Annotated in this window: 23 protein-coding genes; 22 read left to right on the forward strand and 1 reads right to left on the reverse strand. The window is 42.9% G+C overall.

Annotated features, from left to right (window positions below):
• The first annotated feature begins 56 nt into the window (after positions 1-56).
• The 20 genes from pyrF (at position 57) to GMC92_RS01970 (ending at position 16641) form a co-directional block, all read left to right on the forward strand.
• Positions 57-749 (forward strand): orotidine-5'-phosphate decarboxylase, encoded by a 693-nt coding sequence (gene pyrF / locus GMC92_RS01880; RefSeq protein WP_013903499.1) that lies wholly within the window; start codon positions 57-59, stop codon positions 747-749.
• A gap of 354 nt (positions 750-1103) precedes the next feature.
• The gene (gene pyrE, locus GMC92_RS01885; RefSeq protein WP_023917983.1) at positions 1104-1736 is read left to right on the forward strand and encodes an orotate phosphoribosyltransferase; all 633 of its coding nucleotides are present in this window, start codon (positions 1104-1106) and stop codon (positions 1734-1736) included.
• Between the two features lie 142 nt (positions 1737-1878).
• A complete protein-coding gene (locus tag GMC92_RS01890; protein WP_155199554.1) occupies positions 1879-2478 on the forward strand; it encodes a hypothetical protein in 600 nt (199 codons plus the stop codon).
• Between the two features lie 55 nt (positions 2479-2533).
• Positions 2534-3025, forward strand: coding sequence for a DUF3592 domain-containing protein (locus GMC92_RS01895; protein WP_070665888.1), 492 nt, complete (start codon positions 2534-2536; stop codon positions 3023-3025).
• Positions 3026-3163: 138 nt separating this feature from the next.
• The gene (locus tag GMC92_RS01900) at positions 3164-3589 is read left to right on the forward strand and encodes a hypothetical protein (RefSeq protein ID WP_254728992.1); all 426 of its coding nucleotides are present in this window, start codon (positions 3164-3166) and stop codon (positions 3587-3589) included.
• On the forward strand, positions 3590-3787 hold the full coding sequence (locus tag GMC92_RS10725) for a hypothetical protein (RefSeq protein ID WP_049506507.1): 198 nt from the start codon (positions 3590-3592) through the stop codon (positions 3785-3787). It begins immediately after the preceding gene.
• Positions 3788-3863: 76 nt separating this feature from the next.
• Entirely contained in the window at positions 3864-5366 is a 1503-nt protein-coding gene (locus GMC92_RS01905; protein WP_155199555.1) for a glycosyltransferase family 39 protein, read from the forward strand.
• A 130-nt stretch (positions 5367-5496) separates the two neighbouring features.
• Complete coding sequence (locus tag GMC92_RS01910; RefSeq protein ID WP_155199556.1) at positions 5497-6150, forward strand: uracil-DNA glycosylase; 654 nt, start codon at positions 5497-5499, stop codon at positions 6148-6150.
• Between the two features lie 9 nt (positions 6151-6159).
• Positions 6160-6624, forward strand: coding sequence for an NUDIX hydrolase (locus GMC92_RS01915; protein WP_003003493.1), 465 nt, complete (start codon positions 6160-6162; stop codon positions 6622-6624).
• An 11-nt stretch (positions 6625-6635) separates the two neighbouring features.
• Positions 6636-7904, forward strand: coding sequence for a dihydroorotase (locus GMC92_RS01920; RefSeq protein WP_155199557.1), 1269 nt, complete (start codon positions 6636-6638; stop codon positions 7902-7904).
• A 14-nt stretch (positions 7905-7918) separates the two neighbouring features.
• On the forward strand, positions 7919-8761 hold the full coding sequence (locus tag GMC92_RS01925; protein WP_024055931.1) for an SGNH/GDSL hydrolase family protein: 843 nt from the start codon (positions 7919-7921) through the stop codon (positions 8759-8761).
• A complete protein-coding gene (locus GMC92_RS01930; protein WP_024055930.1) occupies positions 8730-9362 on the forward strand; it encodes a YpmS family protein in 633 nt (210 codons plus the stop codon). Before GMC92_RS01925 ends, GMC92_RS01930 begins: the two co-directional genes overlap by 32 nt.
• A gap of 561 nt (positions 9363-9923) precedes the next feature.
• Complete coding sequence (locus GMC92_RS01935; protein ID WP_049522559.1) at positions 9924-11486, forward strand: 2-isopropylmalate synthase; 1563 nt, start codon at positions 9924-9926, stop codon at positions 11484-11486.
• Positions 11487-11498: 12 nt separating this feature from the next.
• Positions 11499-12536 carry a 3-isopropylmalate dehydrogenase gene (leuB, locus tag GMC92_RS01940; protein ID WP_155199558.1) on the forward strand — a complete coding sequence of 346 codons (1038 nt, stop codon included), beginning with the start codon at positions 11499-11501 and terminating at the stop codon, positions 12534-12536.
• Between the two features lies 1 nt (position 12537).
• Positions 12538-12816, forward strand: a complete 279-nt coding sequence (locus GMC92_RS01945) for a DUF1294 domain-containing protein (RefSeq protein WP_155199559.1) — start codon at positions 12538-12540, stop codon at positions 12814-12816.
• Between the two features lie 24 nt (positions 12817-12840).
• Positions 12841-14223, forward strand: coding sequence for a 3-isopropylmalate dehydratase large subunit (gene leuC / locus GMC92_RS01950; RefSeq protein WP_155199560.1), 1383 nt, complete (start codon positions 12841-12843; stop codon positions 14221-14223).
• A gap of 11 nt (positions 14224-14234) precedes the next feature.
• Positions 14235-14825 carry a 3-isopropylmalate dehydratase small subunit gene (gene leuD, locus GMC92_RS01955; protein ID WP_070665884.1) on the forward strand — a complete coding sequence of 197 codons (591 nt, stop codon included), beginning with the start codon at positions 14235-14237 and terminating at the stop codon, positions 14823-14825.
• Between the two features lie 98 nt (positions 14826-14923).
• A complete protein-coding gene (locus GMC92_RS01960; RefSeq protein ID WP_049474892.1) occupies positions 14924-15709 on the forward strand; it encodes an L-threonylcarbamoyladenylate synthase in 786 nt (261 codons plus the stop codon).
• A 99-nt stretch (positions 15710-15808) separates the two neighbouring features.
• Positions 15809-16174: a hypothetical protein gene (locus GMC92_RS01965; protein ID WP_049474893.1), complete on the forward strand. Its 366-nt coding sequence runs from the start codon at positions 15809-15811 to the stop codon at positions 16172-16174.
• Between the two features lie 56 nt (positions 16175-16230).
• Positions 16231-16641: a hypothetical protein gene (locus tag GMC92_RS01970; RefSeq protein WP_049474894.1), complete on the forward strand. Its 411-nt coding sequence runs from the start codon at positions 16231-16233 to the stop codon at positions 16639-16641.
• A gap of 74 nt (positions 16642-16715) precedes the next feature.
• Here the strand turns inward: GMC92_RS01970 and plsY are convergent, their stop codons facing one another.
• On the reverse strand, positions 16716-17360 hold the full coding sequence (gene plsY, locus GMC92_RS01975; RefSeq protein ID WP_049474895.1) for a glycerol-3-phosphate 1-O-acyltransferase PlsY: 645 nt from the start codon (positions 17358-17360) through the stop codon (positions 16716-16718).
• A gap of 187 nt (positions 17361-17547) precedes the next feature.
• Here plsY and parE point away from each other — a divergent pair, with 187 nt between their 5' ends.
• Together parE and GMC92_RS01985 are read left to right on the forward strand one after the other, a co-directional pair.
• Complete coding sequence (gene parE, locus GMC92_RS01980) at positions 17548-19497, forward strand: DNA topoisomerase IV subunit B (RefSeq protein ID WP_049474896.1); 1950 nt, start codon at positions 17548-17550, stop codon at positions 19495-19497.
• A gap of 55 nt (positions 19498-19552) precedes the next feature.
• On the forward strand, positions 19553-20371 hold the full coding sequence (locus GMC92_RS01985; RefSeq protein ID WP_049486221.1) for an aminoglycoside 6-adenylyltransferase: 819 nt from the start codon (positions 19553-19555) through the stop codon (positions 20369-20371).
• Positions 20372-20408: the final 37 nt, after the last annotated feature.

Raw genomic sequence — 20408 nt, forward strand, 5'->3', positions numbered from 1 at the left:
TGCCTCGGGCAAGGTTTTTTTGTAGACAAAATGATCAATCAAAAAAGGAGTAATCCATGCGTGAAGAACGTCCTATTATCGCCCTTGACTTCCCAGCTTTCGAGGATGTCAAAAACTTTTTAGAGCATTTTCCAGAAGACGAAAAATTATTTGTAAAAATCGGAATGGAATTTTTCTATGCAGTTGGTCCTGAAATTGTACATTACCTCAAAGGGCTTGGACACAGTATTTTCCTTGATTTAAAATTGCATGATATCCCAAATACAGTCAAATCAGCCATGTCCGTACTGGGGACCTTCGGAGTAGATATGGTGACGGTCCACGCAGCCGGTGGTGTAGAGATGATGCGCGAAGCCAAGGCAGCTCTTGGTGAAGGAGCTAAATTGGTAGCCGTGACCCAGTTGACTTCTACCAGTGAAGAAGACATGCGTGATTGCCAAAACATCCAAACAACGGTCCAAGAATCTGTAGTTAATTACGCTCGAAAGGCCCAAGAAGCAGGCTTGGATGGTGTTGTCTGTTCGGCCCATGAAGTAGCCTTGATCAAGGATGCCACTTCATCAGACTTTGTCTGTGTCACACCAGGGATTCGTCCTGCTGGAGCTGAAATCGGCGACCAAAAACGGGTCATGACGCCACAAGAAGCCCATAAAATTGGATCTGACTATATTGTCGTTGGACGTCCAATCATCCAAGCAGAAAACCCATGGGATGCATACCATGAAATTAAGAGACAGTGGAATAGTTAAGAACGTCTAAGAAGCTATGCTTCAAGACGTTCTACGGAAAGTCCGATGGGATCTTTCCTAAACTATTCACTAACTTAGTTGAAAAAAAATGATCGTTTCTTTCAACTAAGTGTCGGAATTTAAAAAGTCCTATGGGACCTTCCCTAACGCATTCACTAGATTACAGAAGAGAAAATGATCGTTTCTCTTCTGAGATCGTCGGAATACCAATCGCTACTAAAAGTGGGCTTTTTTGTAGCTGTACGGGAAGCCCGATAGGGCCTTCCCTAAACTATTCACTAACCTGTAATGTTGTTCTTTAAATCAATGATTGATTTAATTCGTATATGATTAAAATCGTAAAAAGGAGTCGTCATGTCATTAGCTAAAGATATTGCTAGCCATCTTTTGAAAATCGAAGCGGTTTATTTGAAACCAGAAGAACCTTTTACTTGGGCATCTGGGATCAAGTCCCCAATTTATACAGATAACCGTGTAACACTCGCTTATCCAGAAACTCGCACCTTGATCGAAAATGGATTTGTAGATAAAATCAAGGAAGCTTTCCCTGAAGTAGAAGTGATTGCAGGAACTGCAACTGCTGGGATTCCTCACGGAGCTATTATTGCGGACAAGATGAATTTGCCATTTGCCTACATCCGTAGCAAACCAAAAGACCACGGTGCTGGTAATCAAATTGAAGGCCGTGTACCACAAGGTCAAAAGATGGTTGTAGTGGAAGATTTGATTTCTACTGGTGGGTCTGTCTTGGATGCTGTCGCAGCTGCCAAGCGTGAAGGAGCGGATGTTCTTGGTGTGGTTGCTATCTTCACCTACCAATTGGAGAAGGCAGATAAGAAATTTGCGGAAGCTGGCGTTCAACTTGAAACTTTGTCTAACTATACAGAATTGATCCACTTGGCGGAAGAACAAGGTTACATCACTTCTGAAGGTTTAGAGTTGTTGCACCGTTTCAAGGAAAACCAAGAAACTTGGCAAGATAAATAATACAACTGAAGCGTTTCTAACGCTTCTTTTTTATACTCTTTTCACTAGTTGGTGGTTAACTTGATTCTCAAAGTAAAATCCGGTATGATAGTAGTAATTGTTCTTATGGATGAAAGAAAAACTATTTTTAAGGGAGAATAAGATGACAAAAGAACATTATTTGCAAGTGAAGAAGCAGGCTCGGGTCTGGTTTACCGTCAATATCATCATCAGTTTGATTGCTATTGCAGGAGGAATTTTAGTGGTCATTAGTAAATCACGTCATATCCCATTTTTATTGATGGCCTTGGGGGCACTGACTTTGATGAACCAAGTCTTGGTTACCCCCGCTTTCAACGCCAAAAAAGAAGCTGAGGAAGAACATCCAGAATGGAAGAGCTTGTCTACTAAAGATACTAAACTTCCTGTGGAGAATCTGCAGAAAGAGGTTTTGGTATCAGCTGCGGCTCTTCTGATTGTCATTATTGGTTTCTTCATGTTCTATCGTCCTCTTCCGACAACAGACGCAGGAACTGAAGTGATCAAAACCTATCGAGAGATTCAGTCTGTTCCAGAAAGTTCGACAGAAAAAGAATCTAACTCGATCTCCAATTTGACTCCGAAAGATGTTCAAACCTTACAAGAATTGAAAGAAGAAATCGAATCCAATGCCCCATCAGATTCAAACTCACTAGATATAAACAAAGCAAAAGATCTTGCAGAAAAAGCGCAGCAACAGAATTGGTTGAAAAGGGGAGAATAAAAATTTTTTCAAGGGATTTGAAACCAACTAGTTTATGTGAAAAGGTAAAAAATTAATGACAGTAACAATATTCTGGCTTAGTTTGGGCATTCTGACACTTATTTTCCTGATCATGCTGCTTATCTTTTACACCTTGTATCGCCGTGAAATAAAAGTGAAAACAGAATCTACCGCAAAAGTTATGGGAGAAGTAGTTGCTTTTGATTCCCAAAATCAACTGCTTATTTCTCTGCCTGTGGTGGAGTATCAAGTCGAGGGTGAAAGATACCAGAAGAACTTTACCTACGCTTATTTTAGAGAGACTTCTTCTAAGTCAAGACAAACCAATGTTTTCGATAGAACCTATGTTCTTGGAGCCGGCAAAAATCTGGATTTGCGGATGATATTCCCAATTGGGTCTCCTATGACAGTTTTTTATAATCCAGTCGATCCACAGCTTGGTTTTGTCGAACGATATGCCGGCTTAGTCGGTTTCTATAAAATCGGAATGATTCTAACGGTTGGAATTTATCTTGGGTTAGTATGTATTCTAGCTTTGTTAGGTTGAATTGTTCCGACCTATCTGAAATAAAAAGCACATTCATATATGTTTGGTTGAATGAGAGGATTTTCAATGATCAAAAGAGGTCAATGTTTTAATATCAGTTTGAATGGGAAAAGGCCACTCTGGGGGTACTTTTTGTTGGTGACAGATCAAGGGGAAGAATTCATCGTCAAACGCAATAGTAAAATCCCTTTCGACAAGTACCGAAAAGTGTACCAGACCAACCATTCGTTTAAAGATCAAATTTTTTCAAAGAAAGCACCAGCAAATATTTATTCTTTGATTGGTGTTCCACTAGGCCTATTATTAGCAAGGACATTTATAAAGATCCTTCCCATGGACCTTTTCTTTGGGAAAGCAAATCTTGATTTGAATGTTAGAGAAGGGGCGATAAATGTCTTTTTGTTTCTATTTGCAGTTATGATCACTTTATGGCTGGTCGCTATTGCTAGATATGTGCAGTTGAAACGGTTTGTTAAGAAAAATGAAGCAGAACTAGTATTTGTTGGTCAGATAAAACCAGTAGAGTATCTTCAAAAAACAGCAAATGGAATCGAGGTGTGGTGAATGCGAAAAATAAGAAAACGTCAATTGTTTGCCCTGGTTTGTTTAAGCATGATAGTCCTGTTTTTAGCATATTTTGTTCAAATGCGCTTGTTTTTGGGATTGATTTTATATTTGTTGGTCGTTCTCTTTTATAGAGGCCTTGAATTCACAGAGCCTCGGGAAATTGAGTTTGATTTTAAGGAAGATCCTAAAGATTAAAGATTATTCCCCAACCTTAATGATTTCCTACCACCCCATAACAGCAGAAATGCTGTTTTTTTGATATAATGGACCTATGTTATCGAAAAGTAAACGTATTCTATTTGGGATGCTTCATGTTGTCATGTTGCTAGTGATGGTCCACTGGTTCTTGATCAGTGTGATCTATCTGAGAGAGATTTCATGGCTAGCCATTTTAGGTGCTGGATTGCTATTTCTGCTAGCCTGGCTGAAACGCGATGGGCTAAAGAGTGCCTTTGCTTGGTTGACTCGGCACAAAAAAGGCTTCTTGCTTGGTGCCCTTGTCTTTCAGGTGATTGTCATGGTCTGTGCGGAGCTCTTTATCCGTCGGGATGCTGCGGTTGTTTTCAAAGGGGCTTTTGATCTTCTTAAGCAATCTTCCATCACCAACTACCTCAGTCGCAATCCCAATAACATTCCGCTCTTTCTTTACGAGAAGTTTTTCTATGTCTTATTTGGCTCTAGCGGTCTGTGGGTCATGCAGGCTCTCAATATCCTCTATGTCAATCTGGGTGCAGTCCTCTTGTACAAGCTGTCCCAGAAGCATTTCAATCAAAAAACGGCTGATCTGGTCTATCTCTTCTATGTGAGCTTGATCTGTTACTCGCCTTATTTCTACTCCATGTACACGGACATTCCGCCGCTTCCATTGATTGCCCTTCAATTATGGTGGGCCTTGGATCTCTTAAAGGAAGATCAAGCAGTCTCCTGGAAGAAGATTGTTGGTTTGGGAATCTTATCTGGCGTGACCATGTTGATCCGTCCAACGACGATTATTGTCATGATTGCCTTTTGGACTGTGCTCTTCTTCAGAGGAAATTGGAAGGCCTTTGGCAAGATTGCTACGGTGACGGTCTTGACGACGGGCTTTGTCTTTGCAGGATTGAATACAGCGGTCAATCATCAAAGAGTTGTACCGATCTTGAAACAAGAAGGGCTGGCTAAAGGACCACTCTTGTTTATCAATCTGGGCTTGACAGATATGGGGCACAACCAAGAAGATATGAAAGAAGGCTTGCTGGCCTATATCGATGAGGATAAGCGATCGGATTACAACAATGGCCTCTTTAAAAAAGAAAATGTGATCAAAGAAATCAAGCGCCGTCTCAAGGAGTACGGACCGTTCGGTTTGATCGGGCATATCTACTACAAGCAATCCTTGACGGTAGCAGAAGGAACCCTGGGCTGGCTCTACCGAGATGTAGAGTATGAGAAGACGCCTTTTATCAATCCTCTCTATGCACCCCTGACTAAAAATAATGGTTTGGCAAAATGGGTGCGGACCTATTTCCTTAGCATTGATCGCCCGCAGTACAAGTATTATGAATTTGTCAAGCAGCTGATCTGGATCGTCCTATCGGCTGGTTTGGTTGGAGCTTATCTCAAACGTCGAGATACAGATGATTTTAACTTCCTTTCCTTAGCGGTCTTTGGTGGTTTGCTTTTCTTAACCATCTTTGAAGGTGGGAAGACCCGCTACCTCATCCAATTCTTACCGCAAATTTTACTAGTCGCTTCGATCGGTCTAGCAGGATTTACCAAGAAAGAAAATACATAAAAGCTCTCGCTTGTTTGACAGGCAGAAAAAGAGGTTGGACAAAATTGTCCAGCCTCTTTTTTATCCAGTGGATCTGCGCCAAATGTGGTATAATGGAAGGTAAGAATTTATTGGATAGCGGAGAGTTTCCATGCAGCATTCACCCTGGCATGAAGCCATCAAGTCCCATCTTCCAGAAGGGTATTTTCACCAGATCAATGACTTTATGAATGAAGTCTATAGCAAAGGAGTGGTTTATCCACCGCGTGACAAGGTCTTTAAGGCCTTGCAGACGACAGAGATGGATCAGGTCAAGGTCTTGATCTTAGGCCAAGATCCCTACCATGGACCGGATCAAGCGCAGGGCTTAAGTTTTTCTGTTCCAGATCATGTACCAGCGCCGCCTTCTTTGCAAAATATTCTCAAAGAATTGCGCTCAGATATCGGAGAGAAGCGGTCCCATGATCTGACCTCTTGGGCAGAGCAAGGAGTGCTCTTGCTCAATTCCTGTTTGACAGTGCCAGCTGGTCAGGCTAATGGTCATGCAGGACAAATTTGGGAGCCTTTCACAGATGCTGTGATCAAGGTGGTCAATGAGTTGGAGGAGCCTGTTGTCTTTATCCTCTGGGGATCTTATGCCCGTAAGAAAAGGCCTCTGATTACCCACGATCGACATTTGGTCCTTGAATCAGCTCACCCAAGTCCTTTATCGGCCTACCGAGGATTCTTTGGTTCCCAACCCTTTTCAAAAACCAATCAATTTTTGAAAGAGGCGGGACGCGAGCCGATTGATTGGTTAAGATAGGAGAAAGAAATGCCACAATTAGCAACGATTTGTTACATTGACAATGGGAAAGAATTTCTCATGCTGCATCGCAATAAAAAGCCCAATGATGTTCATGAAGGTAAATGGATCGGAGTTGGTGGAAAATTAGAACGCGGGGAAACCCCTCAGGAGTGTGCTGCGCGTGAGATTTTTGAGGAGACGGGCCTAAGAGCCAAGCCAGTTTTGAAAGGGATTATTACCTTTCCGGAGTTTACTCCAGATTTGGACTGGTACACCTATGTCTTCAAGGTAACAGATTTTGAGGGAGAACTGATCGAGTGTAACGAAGGGACCTTGGAGTGGGTACCTTATGATCAAGTCCTCTCAAAACCAACTTGGGAAGGGGACCACACCTTTGTCGAGTGGTTGTTGGAGGATAAACCCTTCTTTTCAGCAATGTTTCGCTATGACGGCGACCGCTTGTTAGAGTCGCATGTTGATTTTTATGAATAAAGGAGAATGCAATGGTTGTCATTAAAAATGGTCGCGTAATGGATCCCAAAACTGGCTTGGATCAAGTCTGTGATCTTCGCATTGAAGGAAAGAAAATTGTAGAGATCGCTGAAAACCTCCCAACAGATGGACAAGAAGTCCTTGATGCTACTGGTCTGGTTGTAGCTCCTGGATTGATCGATGTACACGTGCATTTCCGCGAACCCGGTCAAACTCATAAAGAAGACATCCATACGGGTGCCTTAGCCGCAGCTGCTGGTGGTTTTACTCGAGTGGTCATGATGGCCAATACCAATCCGACCATTTCAGATATTACAACCTTAGAGGAAGTCTTAGCTTCTGCAGCCAAGGAAAATCTTCACATTCATACGGTTGCGACAGTGACCAAGAACTTTGACGGGCAACACCTGACAGATTTTGAAGGCCTGCTTAAGGCTGGTGCAGTGGGATTTTCAGATGATGGGATTCCCCTTCAAAGCACTAAGGTTGTCCGCCAAGCCTTGGAAGAAGCTAAGCGTCTAGGGACCTTTATTAGTCTGCATGAAGAAGACCCTGAGTTGAATGGCATTCTTGGTTTGAATGAGAACATTGCCAAGGAACACTTCCATGTCTGTGGTGCGACGGGTGTAGCTGAATATTCAATGGCTGCGCGTGATGCCATGATTGCCCATGCGACAGGTGCTCACCTCCATATCCAACACCTTTCCAAGGAAGAAAGTGTCAAGGTGGTGGAATTTGCCCAAGGATTAGGAGCTTATGTGACGGCAGAAGTGGCACCTCAACACTTTTCGAAAACAGAAAGTCTGCTCTTGACTAAAGGAAGCAATGCTAAGATGAATCCACCTCTTCGCTTGGAATCTGACCGTCTAGCAGTGATTGAAGGCTTGAAGTCAGGCGTTATCTCCGTGATTGCGACGGACCACGCGCCTCACCATGCGGATGAGAAGAATGTTCCTGATATTACCAAAGCACCATCTGGAATGACTGGGCTTGAAACTTCGCTTTCTCTTGGTTTGACCTACTTGGTGCATGCTGGCCATTTAAGTCTGATGCAATTGCTTGAAAAGATGTCCTATAATCCAGCACGTCTCTATGATTTTGATGCTGGCTATATTGCAGTGGATGGACCGGCTGATTTAACCATCTTTGATCCAGAAGCAGATCGTCTGGTATCGGATCATTTCGCTTCAAAAGCTGGCAATTCACCATTTGTGGGTGAAACATTAAAAGGGAAAGTTGCTTATACAATCTGTGATGGACAAGTGATTTTTCAAGGATAAGCGATCGTATTCATATGAATCTTAAAAAAATGATGCAAGGCTTGGTTTTCTTTTTAACCAGCCTTCTTGTCTTTGTCTTTCTATTTCGTGCTTTGCTACCAACTGCATCTCCTCGCATGACCAAGCCCAAAACAGCTGCGAAAGAAATCACCTATACTTATGTAGCTCTAGGAGATTCACTAACCGAAGGAGTAGGAGATAGCACCAAGCAAGGGGGCTTTGTGCCCATCCTTGCCCAAAGCCTGTCCAATGAAAATGACGGCCAGTACCAACCTGTCAACTATGGAGTAGCTGGGAATACAAGTGCTCAGATCTTAGATCGACTCAAGAAGCAAACAGATCTTCAGAAGGATCTCAAAAAGGCGCGTGTCATGACCTTAACGGTTGGGGGAAATGATCTGCGCAAAGTTGTTGTCGATCATCTGAGTGATTTTTCTCTATCAGATATCCAAAAACCGCTCAAGAATTATACAGCGAACCTCAAAGAAATTATTACAAAGGCCAGAAAGGACAATCCCCATCTTCCCATTTATGTAGTGGGGATCTACAATCCTCTTTACCTGAATTTTCCTGAATTAACTAGTATCCAGACGGCTGTAGATCGTTGGAATGAGACGACGGAAGAAACCATCGCGCAATTTGATCAGGTCTATTTCGTTCCGATCAATGATCTGCTTTATAAAGGAATTGATGGCAAAATGGGCGTATCAGAAGTCAGTGACGGGAAGACTACCGTTATCAATGATGCCCTGTATGAAGAGGATAGCTTTCACCCTAACAATACGGGCTATGAAAAGATGAAACAAGCAATATTGGAGAAAATCAATGCCACGAAGAAAACTTGGAGTCAAAAATAATCCCATCAACGAGAAGGTCCCCTTCCTTCAAAAAATTAATATTTGGAAATGGTTGTTTTTAGGATTGGTGAGCCTTCTCTTAGCCTTTGCTATAGTCGTGCAAGGACGCTTAGCGACGCCAAGAGAAGATGTTAGTCAGCTTCATCAAGCAGTTGGCACCAAAGATGTCAAAGTTGGAACCATGACAACGACTCGGGATCAACTCAATGATACTATCAAATCGCTACTGAAAAAATATAAGCTGTCCGACTACAAGGTCTATGCGGACAATCAGCAAATCCTATTAGAAGGGCAGTTGAGTCTCTTAGGAAAGGAGTATCCCTTATATATTTACTTCCAACCATCCAAATTGGAAAATGGGAACATCCTCTTGACGGTGAAGGATTTTTCAGTTGGAACCTTTCAAATTCCACAAAGGATGGTCTTGCAGCTCTTGAGTAAAAATAAAAATATCCCAAAATTTGTTCAGATCTCACCCAAGCAGTCTACCATCACCATTGTATTACCAGAAATCGACAATGACTTTGGAATCTATGTCAAGGCCAATACCATTGACCTCTATAATGACAAGATCGTTTTTGATTTGTATCAGAAGAAGTAGAGTAACAGGGTCTATTCAGATTGATGGAAAATTGTATTTTACATAAAACAACTAGAATGATGCTGAAAATAAAAACGATACTTACTATTAGGCTTATTCAATAAATATTGAAACTTTCCGCCGTGAGAAAAGTGCTAGAAACACTTTTGTTTCTAGCACTCGGGAGTTTTGGAACCTTAGGTCCAAAACTAAGTCATGGAACTTCTTTGAAGTTCGCTGACGTCCGTCTTCACCTAAGGAAAGTTTCTAAGATGACTTTATCTTCAATCTAACTAGAACTGAAAGCTCTATTTTGTTTCTATTCAAAAAATTCAGAATATTGTAGAAAATTCTTGACATTGCTTTTTCCCTATGCTAAAATACTAAACAAGACATTGAACAAAGGAGAAAGTCAAACATGAAAACAGCTAAGTTTATTCAATTTGCTTTGTTGTTGAGGTATAAGGGCTAGTGCAGAAGCATTAGTCCTGTTTGGCTTACCAAGCGGGCAAAAACATCTCGCTTGGTTAACCGAGTGAGATGTTTTTCTTTATATACACTACATAGAAATGAGGAGACCCTATGCGTAAAGTTGAATTTTTAGATACCAGCCTTCGGGATGGCGAACAGACTCCAGGAGTTAATTTCTCTATCAAAGAAAAGATTGCCATTGCTAAACAATTGGAAAAGTGGGGCATTTCTGCTATTGAAGCAGGTTTTCCTGCAGCTAGTCCTGATTCCTTCACAGCTGTTCAAGAGATTGCCAAGGTCTTGACCAAGACAGCCGTGACAGGTTTGGCCCGTTCTGTCAAATCAGATATTGATGCCTGCTATGAAGCTTTGAAGGATGCTAAGTATCCACAAATTCACGTCTTTATCGCAACCAGTCCGATTCACCGGGAGTTTAAACTCAACAAGACAAAGGAAGAAATCCTTGAAACGATCAAAGAGCACGTTTCTTACGCTCGCTCAAAATTTGAAATTGTTGAATTCTCGCCAGAAGATGCGACCCGGACGGAATTGGATTTCCTCTTGCAAGTTGTCCAGACTGCAGTCGATGCAGGGGCCAGCTATATCAACATTCCTGATACAGTCGGTTTCACGACACCAGCAGAGTACGGTGCCATTTTCAAATACTTGATTGACCATGTCAAGACAGACCGCGAGATTATCTATTCCCCTCATTGCCATGATGACCTAGGTATGGCCGTGGCCAATAGCCTCGCTGCTGTTAAAAATGGTGCCCGTCGTGTCGAAGGAACCATTAATGGCATCGGGGAGCGGGCCGGCAATGCGGCGCTTGAAGAAGTAGCGGTTGCTCTCAATATTCGCGAAGACTATTTCCAAGTGGAGAGTCCGATTGTCCTCAATGAAACCATCAACACCTCTGAGTTGGTTTCTCGTTACTCTGGTATTCCAATTCCTAAAAACAAGGCGGTTGTTGGTGGCAATGCCTTCTCACACGAGTCTGGGATTCACCAAGACGGAGTTCTTAAAAATCCTCTTACTTATGAAATCATCACCCCTGAGCTGGTGGGAGTTAAGAGCAATAGTCTCCCTCTTGGAAAATTGTCTGGTCGCCATGCCTTTGTCGAAAAACTGCATGAGTTGGGACTGGAATTTACAGAAGAAGACATCAAGCCATTGTTTGCGAAGTTCAAATCTCTGGCAGACAAAAAACACGAGATCACAGATGCTGATATCCGCGCCCTTGTTGCTGGTACAGCAGTGGAAAATCCAGAAGGATTCCAATTTAACGATCTCCGCTTGACAACCAATGCAGACGAAACGATTACAGCAGCGGTTAGCCTCCGCAATGAAGAAGGGGAAGTGCTCGAATTCCTTGCCAATGGTCAAGGGTCGGTTGAAGCGATCTTTAATGCGATTGATAAATTCTTCAACCAAACTGTTCGCTTGACATCTTATAATATCGATGCAGTGACTGATGGGATCGATGCCCAAGCCCGTGTCTTGGTATCCGTGGAAAATGTCGATACAGATACGATTTTCAATGCCTCTGGTTTGGACTTTGACGTATTGAAAGCCTCTGCCATCGCTTATATCAATGCCAACACGCTGGTTCAAAAAGAGAATGCGGGTGAGATGGGACGAGCTGTCTCCTACCGTGATCTTCCACAAGCCTAAGAGGAAATAAACATGACAAAGAAAATTGTAACACTTGCAGGAGATGGGATTGGCCCTGAGATCATGACAGCTGGACTAGAGGTCCTCGCAGCCGTTGCTCCCAAAATTGGCTTTGATTATAGTCTAGAAGACAAAGCTTTTGGGGGTGCTGGGATTGATGCTGCTGGCCACCCACTTCCCCAAGATACTCTCGAAGCAGCTAAAGGAGCGGATGCTATTCTTCTTGCAGCCATCGGAAGTCCTGAGTATGACAATGCTCCTGTTCGTCCAGAACAAGGCTTACTTGCTATTCGCAAGGAATTAAATCTCTTTGCCAATATTCGTCCTGTACGGATTTTTGACGCCTTGAAACACTTGTCTCCTTTGAAACCAGAGCGTATCGAGGGTGTCGACTTCGTGGTCGTGCGTGAATTGACAGGTGGGATTTATTTTGGAGAGCATATCTTGAAAGAAGATACAGCGCGTGATATCAATGATTACAGTGCAGAAGAAATCCGTCGGATTATGCGCCAAGCCTTTAAGATTGCGCAAGGACGTGGTAAGAAAGTGACCAGTATCGATAAGCAAAATGTCCTGACAACGTCTAAATTGTGGCGCCTAGTGGCAGAAGAAGTTGCCAAAGAATTTCCAGATGTGACCTTAGAGCACCAGCTTGTCGATAGTGCGGCCATGATCATGATTACCAATCCAGCCCGCTTTGATGTCGTAGTGACAGAGAATCTATTTGGAGATATCTTATCTGACGAATCCAGCGTCCTTCCTGGAACACTAGGCGTGATGCCGTCTGCCAGTCATTCTGACCAAGGACCAAGTATGTACGAACCGATTCATGGTTCAGCACCTGATATTGCTGGTCAAGGCATTGCCAATCCGATTTCCATGATCCTGTCCGTTGCCATGATGCTCCGAGACAGTTTTGGAGAAACAGCAGGTGCAGAAATGATCGAAGAAGCCGTCAATCAAACCTTGAATCAAGGAATCTTGACACGGGATCTAGGTGGACAGGCTTCTACTGCAGAGATGACTGCAGCCATTATTGGGAATCTCTAAGATGACTTGGAGAGACCGCTGTTTAGTTGTTATTGCTATTTGGAATAGTATCGTATTTCTGACCTATGGTTTAGATAAACGAAAAGCTATCCAAAACAGGTGGCGGATTCCTGAAAAGGTCCTGTTACTCGAGAGCTGGGTGCTTGGTGGATTCGGAGCTCTACTAGGTGGATATCTCTTTCACCACAAGGTGAGGAAATGGTATTTTCAAGCCACCTGGTGGGGCAGTAGCCTTCTTTTAGCAGGTGCCCTCTTTCTAATCCTTCAATGGATTTCCTAACAAGAAGATAAATGGAGAAAGACGATGAGTGGAAAATCAATCTTTGATAAACTTTGGGACCGCCACGTGATTACAGGAGTGGAAGGGCAACCCCAACTCATGTATGTGGACCAACACTATATCCACGAAGTGACGAGTCCGCAAGCCTTTCAAGGATTACGGGACGCAGGACGCAAGGTTCGACGACCCGATTTAACCTTTGGAACCTTTGATCACAATGTTCCAACGGTCAATATTTTTGATATTCGAGATGTGATTTCAAAAGCCCAGATTGATAAATTAGCTGAGAATGTGGTGGACTTTGGGATTGATCATGCTGCCCATGGTTCTGCTAAGCAAGGAATCGTTCATATGGTGGGCCCTGAAACCGGTCGGACCCAGCCTGGGAAATTTATTGTCTGTGGAGACAGCCATACCGCAACCCACGGAGCCTTTGGTGCCATTGCCTTTGGGATTGGAACCAGTGAAGTGGAGCATGTCTTTGCTACCCAAACCATCTGGCAAGTCAAACCCAAGAAAATGTTGGTTGAATTCACCGGAACCCCACAAAAAGGGATCTATTCAAAGGATTACATCCTAGCTTTGATAGCGCGCTACGGTGTTGCTTGTGGAGTTGGCTATGTCGTAGAGTATCGGGGAGAAGCAATTGATCGCTTGACCATGGAAGAACGCATGACCATCTGCAATATGTCGATCGAGTTCGGGTCCAAAATGGGGATCATGAATCCAGATGAGACGACCTTTGACTACCTCCGGGGACGCGAATGTGTGCCAGATGATTTTGAGGCCGCAGTAGCTGATTGGAAGACTCTGGTTAGTGATGACGATGCCGTTTATGATAAGGTCATCCGTATGGATGTATCCGATCTTGCTCCGATGGTGACTTGGGGGACCAATCCTTCTATGGGAGTGGACTTCGAGACTCCTTTTCCAGAGATTCGAGACATGAATGATGAACGGGCTTATCATTATATGGATCTAGAACCTGGCCAAAAACCAGCAGACATTGAATTGGGCTATATCTTTATCGGTTCTTGTACCAATGCGCGTCTCAGTGATTTGGAGGTGGCAGCCAAGTTTGTGAAAGGCAAAAAAATTGCACCAAACTTAACTGCTATTGTGGTCCCTGGCTCTCGTCCGGTTAAGCAAGCCGCCGAAAAGTTGGGTTTGGATAAAATCTTTATGGATGCAGGCTTTGAATGGCGTGATCCAGGATGCTCCATGTGTCTAGGAATGAATCCGGACAAGGTTCCAGATGGCGTCCACTGTGCCTCTACTAGCAACCGGAACTTTGAAGACCGCCAAGGATTTGGGGCTAAAACCCATCTCTGTAGCCCAGCAATGGCCGCTGCAGCAGCAATCGCTGGTCGCTTTGTCGATGTGCGCCAAATGCCAGAAGTCGAGTAAAAGGAGGAAGCATGGAGAAATTTACCAGTTATACGGGAACTACAGTTCCTTTGATGAACGATAATATTGATACTGACCAAATCCTCCCCAAGCAATTCTTAAAGTTAATTGATAAAAAAGGTTTTGGGAAATACCTCATGTATGCTTGGCGCTATTTGGATGACCAATATACTGAGGATCCAGATTTTATCTTTAACAAGCCAGAATACCGCAAGGCAACCATTTTGATCACTGGTGACAATTTTGGGGCTGGTTCCTCTCGGGAACACGCAGCCTGGGCTTTAGCTGATTATGGCTTTAAAGTCGTTATCGCCGGATCCTTCGGAGATATCCATTACAATAATGAGCTCAATAATGGCATGCTGCCGATTGTCCAACCGCTAGAGGTTCGTCAAAAATTGGCAAGTTTGAAGCCGGCAGATCCAGTGACGGTAGATTTGGAAGAGCAGAAGATCCTCTCGCCTGTTGGAGAGTTTCGCTTTGAGATCGATCAAGATTGGAAGCACAAATTGCTCAACGGGTTGGATGATATCGGGATTACACTTCAGTATGAAGACTTGATCGCAGCTTATGAGAAGAACAGGCCAGCTTACTGGCAATGATAAAATTGTATACTGAATTACGAATTTTCTGAAAATATATTGAATTTGAGACTGTTTTTTGATACAATACTAAAAAGAATAGAAAAGGAAAGAGACTTATGACAAAACACATTCAATGGGACGGACAACTTTCACAAGAAGGATTTGATATTCTAAATGGAGAGGGTGGCTGTATCGTCTGCCCTACCAAAGTTGGCTATATCATCATGACCAGTGACAAGGCTGGCTTGGAACGTAAATTCGAAGCCAAAGAACGCAACCGCAACAAACCAGGTGTGGTTCTTTGCGGAAGCATGGACGAACTTCGTGCCCTTGCGCAATTGAATCCTGAAATCGAAGCCTTCTACCAAAAACATTGGGATGAAGATATCTTGCTTGGTTGTATCCTTCCTTGGCGTGAAGATGCCTATGCAAAATTGCAAGCCTTCGGAGATGGACGTGAAGAACTCATGACAGACGTTCGTGGAACTTCATGCTTTGTCATCAAATTTGGTAAAGCTGGTGAGCAAATTGCCAAAGAAATGTGGGAAAAAGAAGGTAAGATGGTTTACGCTTCTTCAGCCAACCCTTCCGGTAAAGGAAACCGCGGGAAGGTCGAAGGAATCGGTGAACGTATCGAAGGTGCCGTGGACTTGATCATCGAAGCAGATGATTATGTAGCTTCTATCCAACCAGACAAGACCATTGAAACTCGCTATGAACAAGGTGTGATGGTCTCTATGGTTGATGCCGAAGGAAAACTGATTCCAGAACAAGGAGCAGGTAGCCGTTCTGTCAATACTTGTCCAGTTGTGATCCGTAAAGGATTGGATATCGATAAGATCATGATGCACTTATCTGATCATTTCAACTCTTGGAACTACCGCCAAGGGGAATACTATTAAGAAACAGAAAAAAGCATTCCATTTGGGATGCTGTTTTTGTGAAAGGTTAAAAGATGGTATAATAGAGTCAAACGATGTTCCATTAGAAGAGGAGTTAGTATGGTCTCCAGAAAAGCATTTATCGACAAAGCCAATCAGGAAGGTTTTTCCTTCAACATCCAAATCCCATGGTGGCGGTACAATAACTTCAAGTCATTGGTTTGGAGAAAAAGGCTCTCTGAGGAGCAACTCTATCAGATTTTTCTTTTACTTTGTAGAGAGGTAGAACACCGGCAAATGAAAGTAGTAGCGGATAAGAGGAAGTATCAGACTGGATTTTATGTAGCTGCATGCAATGGTCGGGAGTTTCGCTTTGAGTTTGTATTCAAAAAGAATCAACAACTAAGAGTTTTTAATCTATTTGAGACAGTCAATGGTCGGAAGAAACTAACCTTGATGGATTTGCTTGATTACATAATGGATTGACGATTTATAGAAACAATAAGGGTTCACTACAGATTGATAAAAGAAAGAGTGGTTCTATGATTTCAAGAGATGCATTTTTAGAAAGAATCAATCAGGAGGGCTTCTCATTTAGTATTGACATCCCGCGCAGAAATTTTTCGGATTTTACATCATTAGTTCGGAGAAGAAGAATTTCAGAAGAAGACCTCTATCAGCTGTTTTATAACTATTGTCAAGAACTAGAAAACTGTTTGAAAGAAGCAGGGGAGAAACGACGCTTGCTCTTCAATAAGTTTCCAGTTAGCCCCGTTCATGATAAATATAAAACGAAATTTGATACAGTGGCACCCAACGGACGCGAATTCCGCTTTGAATTTGTCTTTAGCAATGACAATCGTTTAAAAGTTTATCACATGATCGAAACTGTTAATGGTCGTAGGAGAAAAACTCCAATGGAAATATTGATGGACTTAGTCGATACTTTATAGTTGATACAGATTTCAGAGCTTGAGAATTGTAAAATGACTTCCGTTCAAATCATAAAAAAACTAGAGCGCAGGCTCTAGTTTTTTGGTTGTTGGTGGGTGATGTTTTTCCCCCAAGGGATAAGATTTTCTTTTTTCTCTTTGATCCGTTGGATATTGTCTTTGTGACGAAGAATGATCAAGGTTGCTAAGGCCAAGACAATGACTGTAAAAAGCGGATCATAACCGTGCAAGATCCATCCAGTCAAAGGGAGAAGGAGGACAGATAGAATGGCGAGTAGCGCAACGGTAACACTCGAAAACGAGATCATACTGGTTAAATACAGGCTGGCTACAAAATACACAGCTAAAATGAGTAGTAGGATAGGCGAGAAGCCAAGTAAGACACCAGCACTTGTCGCCACTGCTTTTCCCCCCTTGAATCCAGCAAAAATTGGAAAAGTGTGACCTAAAACAGCTAAGAGACCAAAGACCATCGGTGAGATCCCCTGAATTCCGAAGAAAGTCGGAAGGAGAACGGCTAAAGTCCCTTTTAAGAAATCAATCGCAAAGACGATGATCCCAGCTTTCTTCCCTAAAATCCGAAAGGTATTGGTCGTCCCTGTATTGCCCGAGCCATGTTCCCGTAAATTAATATGGAAAAAGATTTTCCCAATCCATAAACCCGAAGGAATGGAGCCTAATAGATAGGCTAAAATTAAAACACTTATTTCTTTTATCATACTTTCATTATAACAAAAAGCCATCAATAGAAAAAGCAATTTTTTGAGTTCAAGTGTGACATCTGAAGAAAGTGCTCAGCCAGCATTTTATACTGAAATATAGAAATCTCCATATAAAGAGAAAAAATTTTGCAAAATTTCCTAAAAAACTGTAATATAGAAAAGATGAACAAACAGGAGGTTCCTTGTGGCAAAAAAGGAAATCAATATTAATAATTATAATGACGATGCCATTCAGGTACTAGAAGGGTTGGATGCAGTCCGTAAACGTCCAGGAATGTATATCGGATCGACCGATGGAAACGGCTTGCATCACCTGGTCTGGGAGATCGTTGACAATGCGGTCGATGAAGCCTTGTCTGGCTTTGGCTCACAAATCGATGTCACGATTAATAAAGATGGTTCTCTATCGGTAGAAGACCAGGGACGTGGAATGCCGACTGGGATGCATGCTATGGGCAAACCAACCGTTGAAGTGATTTTTACGGTCCTCCACGCCGGAGGGAAGTTTGGTCAAGGGGGGTATAAGACCTCTGGTGGTCTCCACGGAGTGGGATCTTCGGTCGTCAATGCCCTTTCTAGTTGGCTTGAGGTTGAGATTACCCGTGATGGAGCGGTCTACAAGCAACGCTTTGAAGATGGTGGGAAACCAGTTACCACTCTTGAGAAGATAGGAACAGCTCCTAAGTCTAAGACAGGGACCAAGGTCACCTTCATGCCGGATCCAACCATCTTTTCAACGACGGATTTCAAATTTAACACCATTGCTGAGCGGATCAAAGAATCAGCCTTCTTGCTTAAGGACGTGACGCTGACGCTGACCGACCTCCGCAAGGAAGAAGACAACCATGTGGCCTTTCATTATGAAAATGGTGTCCAAGATTTTGTAGAGTACTTGAACGAAGATAAGGAGACTTTGACACCTGTTCTCTACTTTAGTGGCGAATCAGATGGTTTTCAGGTAGAAGTAGCCATGCAATACAATGATGGTTACTCAGATAATATCTTGTCCTTCGTCAATAATGTCCGCACCAAAGATGGGGGAACCCACGAGACAGGTCTGAAGACAGCAATTACCAAGGCCATGAACGACTATGCAAGAAAGACAGGACTTCTCAAGGAAAAAGACAAAAATCTGGAAGGATCAGACTACCGCGAAGGTTTGTCTGCTGTTCTTTCAATCTTGGTCCCAGAGGCCCATTTGCAATTTGAAGGGCAAACTAAAGATAAATTAGGAAGCCCCTTGGCTCGTCCAGTCGTTGATAGCATTGTTTCTGATAAATTGACCTTCTTCCTCATGGAAAATGGGGAGTTGGCTTCCAATCTCATTCGTAAGGCTATTAAAGCCCGGGATGCGCGTGAAGCCGCTCGAAAAGCGCGGGATGAAAGTCGAAATGGCAAGAAGAGCAAAAAGGACAAAGGACTTTTATCTGGTAAATTGACACCAGCCCAGTCTAAAAATCCTAAGAAAAATGAACTCTATCTAGTCGAAGGAGACTCTGCTGGCGGTTCTGCCAAACAAGGACGGGACCGTAAGTTCCAAGCGATTCTCCCCCTTCGTGGGAAGGTTCTCAATACTGAGAAAGCCAATATGAGTGATATCCTCAAGAACGAGGAAATCAACACCATGATCTACACCATTGGTGCAGGAGTTGGGGCAGATTTCTCTGTGGAAGATGCCAACTACGATAAGATCATTATCATGACCGATGCGGATACAGATGGTGCCCACATTCAAACCCTCCTCTTAACCTTCTTCTATCGCTATATGCGCCCTTTGGTAGAAGCAGGTCATGTCTACATTGCACTTCCTCCTCTTTATAAGATGTCGAAAGGCAAAGGTAAGAAAGAAGAAGTAGCCTATGCTTGGACTGATAGCGAATTAGAAGAGTTGCGTCGGACCTTTGGCCGTGGAGCAACCCTCCAACGTTACAAAGGGTTGGGGGAAATGAATGCGGATCAGCTTTGGGAAACCACCATGAATCCAGAAACTCGTACCTTGATCCGCGTCACCATTGATGATTTAGCGCGTGCAGAACGTCGTGTCTCCGTCCTTATGGGAGATAAGGCTGCACCACGTCGTCAATGGATTGAAGATAATGTTAAGTTTACCTTAGAAGAAAATACGGTATTTTAATTACTTTCTACTATAAATTAAATAAGCTGGGATGTAGAAATGGTAAGGAATCGACATGAGAAATGATACAGAAATGATGAATCTGATTTTGCAAATAGCTGATACTCTAGAAGTAGAAGCAATTGCTTTATCTGGATCACGAACGAATCCTCGGGCACCAAAAGATGAATTTCAGGACTACGATGTGGTCTATATAGTTGAAAATCTGAACAACTTGTTATCTGATTTATCTTTGCTAGACCAGTTTGGAATGCGTCTGATTGAACAGCACAATGTCCTTGGACACCGTCGTCTGTATCTCATGCTCTTTGAAGACGGCAACCGTATCGATTTGACCCTCTGTCCCAAGGAGTCTATCCAAGAGTGGGTGGACAGCGAAGCAAATTTTGAAGTTATAAAAGACGACAAAGGCTTGTTTGAAGCCTATCAGCCTAATTCCAAGCGCTATTGGACCGCTCCGCCTACTGAAGAGGAATTTGCAGCCTCCTGCAATGAATTTTGGTGGGTATCGGCTTATGTCGTCAAGGCCATTCGAAGAAATCAACTCATCTATGCGACTGATCACCTCTATGGCATTTGTCAGCAAGAACTCCTCAAGGTCTTAGCTTGGCAGGTGACAAGCGATAGGGGAGTAGTTGACATCGGAAAGAACTACAAGTACCTCTTCCAGTATCTTCCAGCTGAGCAAGAGAAGGAGTTCTCAGTTTTGCTTGATTTATCCAGTTTCGATAAAATCACTCAGTCTTTATTTGCTACCATGGGGCTATTCGATCGAGAAGCTCAAATTCTGGCCCAAAAGATGGGATTTACTTACGATAAGGAAGTGGCTGAGAAGATGATAGCTTATGCTAAAGAGAAACTTTCAAATCATTAATGAATCTATTTTAAACTAAAAAAAGAATCCTTTGGTT

This window comes from Streptococcus parasanguinis (assembly GCF_009717775.1).
GTDB lineage: Bacteria > Bacillota > Bacilli > Lactobacillales > Streptococcaceae > Streptococcus > Streptococcus parasanguinis_AG.

What these genes read in the sequence shown, in the direction of transcription:
- pyrF (WP_013903499.1), top strand. Translation starts at nt 57, where the DNA reads ATGCGTGAAGAACGTCCTATTATCGCCCTTGACTTCCCAGCTTTCGAG.
- pyrE (WP_023917983.1), top strand. Translation starts at nt 1,104, where the DNA reads ATGTCATTAGCTAAAGATATTGCTAGCCATCTTTTGAAAATCGAAGCG.
- GMC92_RS01890 (WP_155199554.1), top strand. Translation starts at nt 1,879, where the DNA reads ATGACAAAAGAACATTATTTGCAAGTGAAGAAGCAGGCTCGGGTCTGG.
- GMC92_RS01895 (WP_070665888.1), top strand. Translation starts at nt 2,534, where the DNA reads ATGACAGTAACAATATTCTGGCTTAGTTTGGGCATTCTGACACTTATT.
- GMC92_RS10725 (WP_049506507.1), top strand. Translation starts at nt 3,590, where the DNA reads ATGCGAAAAATAAGAAAACGTCAATTGTTTGCCCTGGTTTGTTTAAGC.
- GMC92_RS01905 (WP_155199555.1), top strand. Translation starts at nt 3,864, where the DNA reads ATGTTATCGAAAAGTAAACGTATTCTATTTGGGATGCTTCATGTTGTC.
- GMC92_RS01910 (WP_155199556.1), top strand. Translation starts at nt 5,497, where the DNA reads ATGCAGCATTCACCCTGGCATGAAGCCATCAAGTCCCATCTTCCAGAA.
- GMC92_RS01915 (WP_003003493.1), top strand. Translation starts at nt 6,160, where the DNA reads ATGCCACAATTAGCAACGATTTGTTACATTGACAATGGGAAAGAATTT.
- GMC92_RS01920 (WP_155199557.1), top strand. Translation starts at nt 6,636, where the DNA reads ATGGTTGTCATTAAAAATGGTCGCGTAATGGATCCCAAAACTGGCTTG.
- GMC92_RS01925 (WP_024055931.1), top strand. Translation starts at nt 7,919, where the DNA reads ATGAATCTTAAAAAAATGATGCAAGGCTTGGTTTTCTTTTTAACCAGC.
- GMC92_RS01930 (WP_024055930.1), top strand. Translation starts at nt 8,730, where the DNA reads ATGCCACGAAGAAAACTTGGAGTCAAAAATAATCCCATCAACGAGAAG.
- GMC92_RS01935 (WP_049522559.1), top strand. Translation starts at nt 9,924, where the DNA reads ATGCGTAAAGTTGAATTTTTAGATACCAGCCTTCGGGATGGCGAACAG.
- leuB (WP_155199558.1), top strand. Translation starts at nt 11,499, where the DNA reads ATGACAAAGAAAATTGTAACACTTGCAGGAGATGGGATTGGCCCTGAG.
- GMC92_RS01945 (WP_155199559.1), top strand. Translation starts at nt 12,538, where the DNA reads ATGACTTGGAGAGACCGCTGTTTAGTTGTTATTGCTATTTGGAATAGT.
- leuC (WP_155199560.1), top strand. Translation starts at nt 12,841, where the DNA reads ATGAGTGGAAAATCAATCTTTGATAAACTTTGGGACCGCCACGTGATT.
- leuD (WP_070665884.1), top strand. Translation starts at nt 14,235, where the DNA reads ATGGAGAAATTTACCAGTTATACGGGAACTACAGTTCCTTTGATGAAC.
- GMC92_RS01960 (WP_049474892.1), top strand. Translation starts at nt 14,924, where the DNA reads ATGACAAAACACATTCAATGGGACGGACAACTTTCACAAGAAGGATTT.
- GMC92_RS01965 (WP_049474893.1), top strand. Translation starts at nt 15,809, where the DNA reads ATGGTCTCCAGAAAAGCATTTATCGACAAAGCCAATCAGGAAGGTTTT.
- GMC92_RS01970 (WP_049474894.1), top strand. Translation starts at nt 16,231, where the DNA reads ATGATTTCAAGAGATGCATTTTTAGAAAGAATCAATCAGGAGGGCTTC.
- plsY (WP_049474895.1), bottom strand. Translation starts at nt 17,360, where the DNA reads ATGATAAAAGAAATAAGTGTTTTAATTTTAGCCTATCTATTAGGCTCC.
- GMC92_RS01985 (WP_049486221.1), top strand. Translation starts at nt 19,553, where the DNA reads ATGAGAAATGATACAGAAATGATGAATCTGATTTTGCAAATAGCTGAT.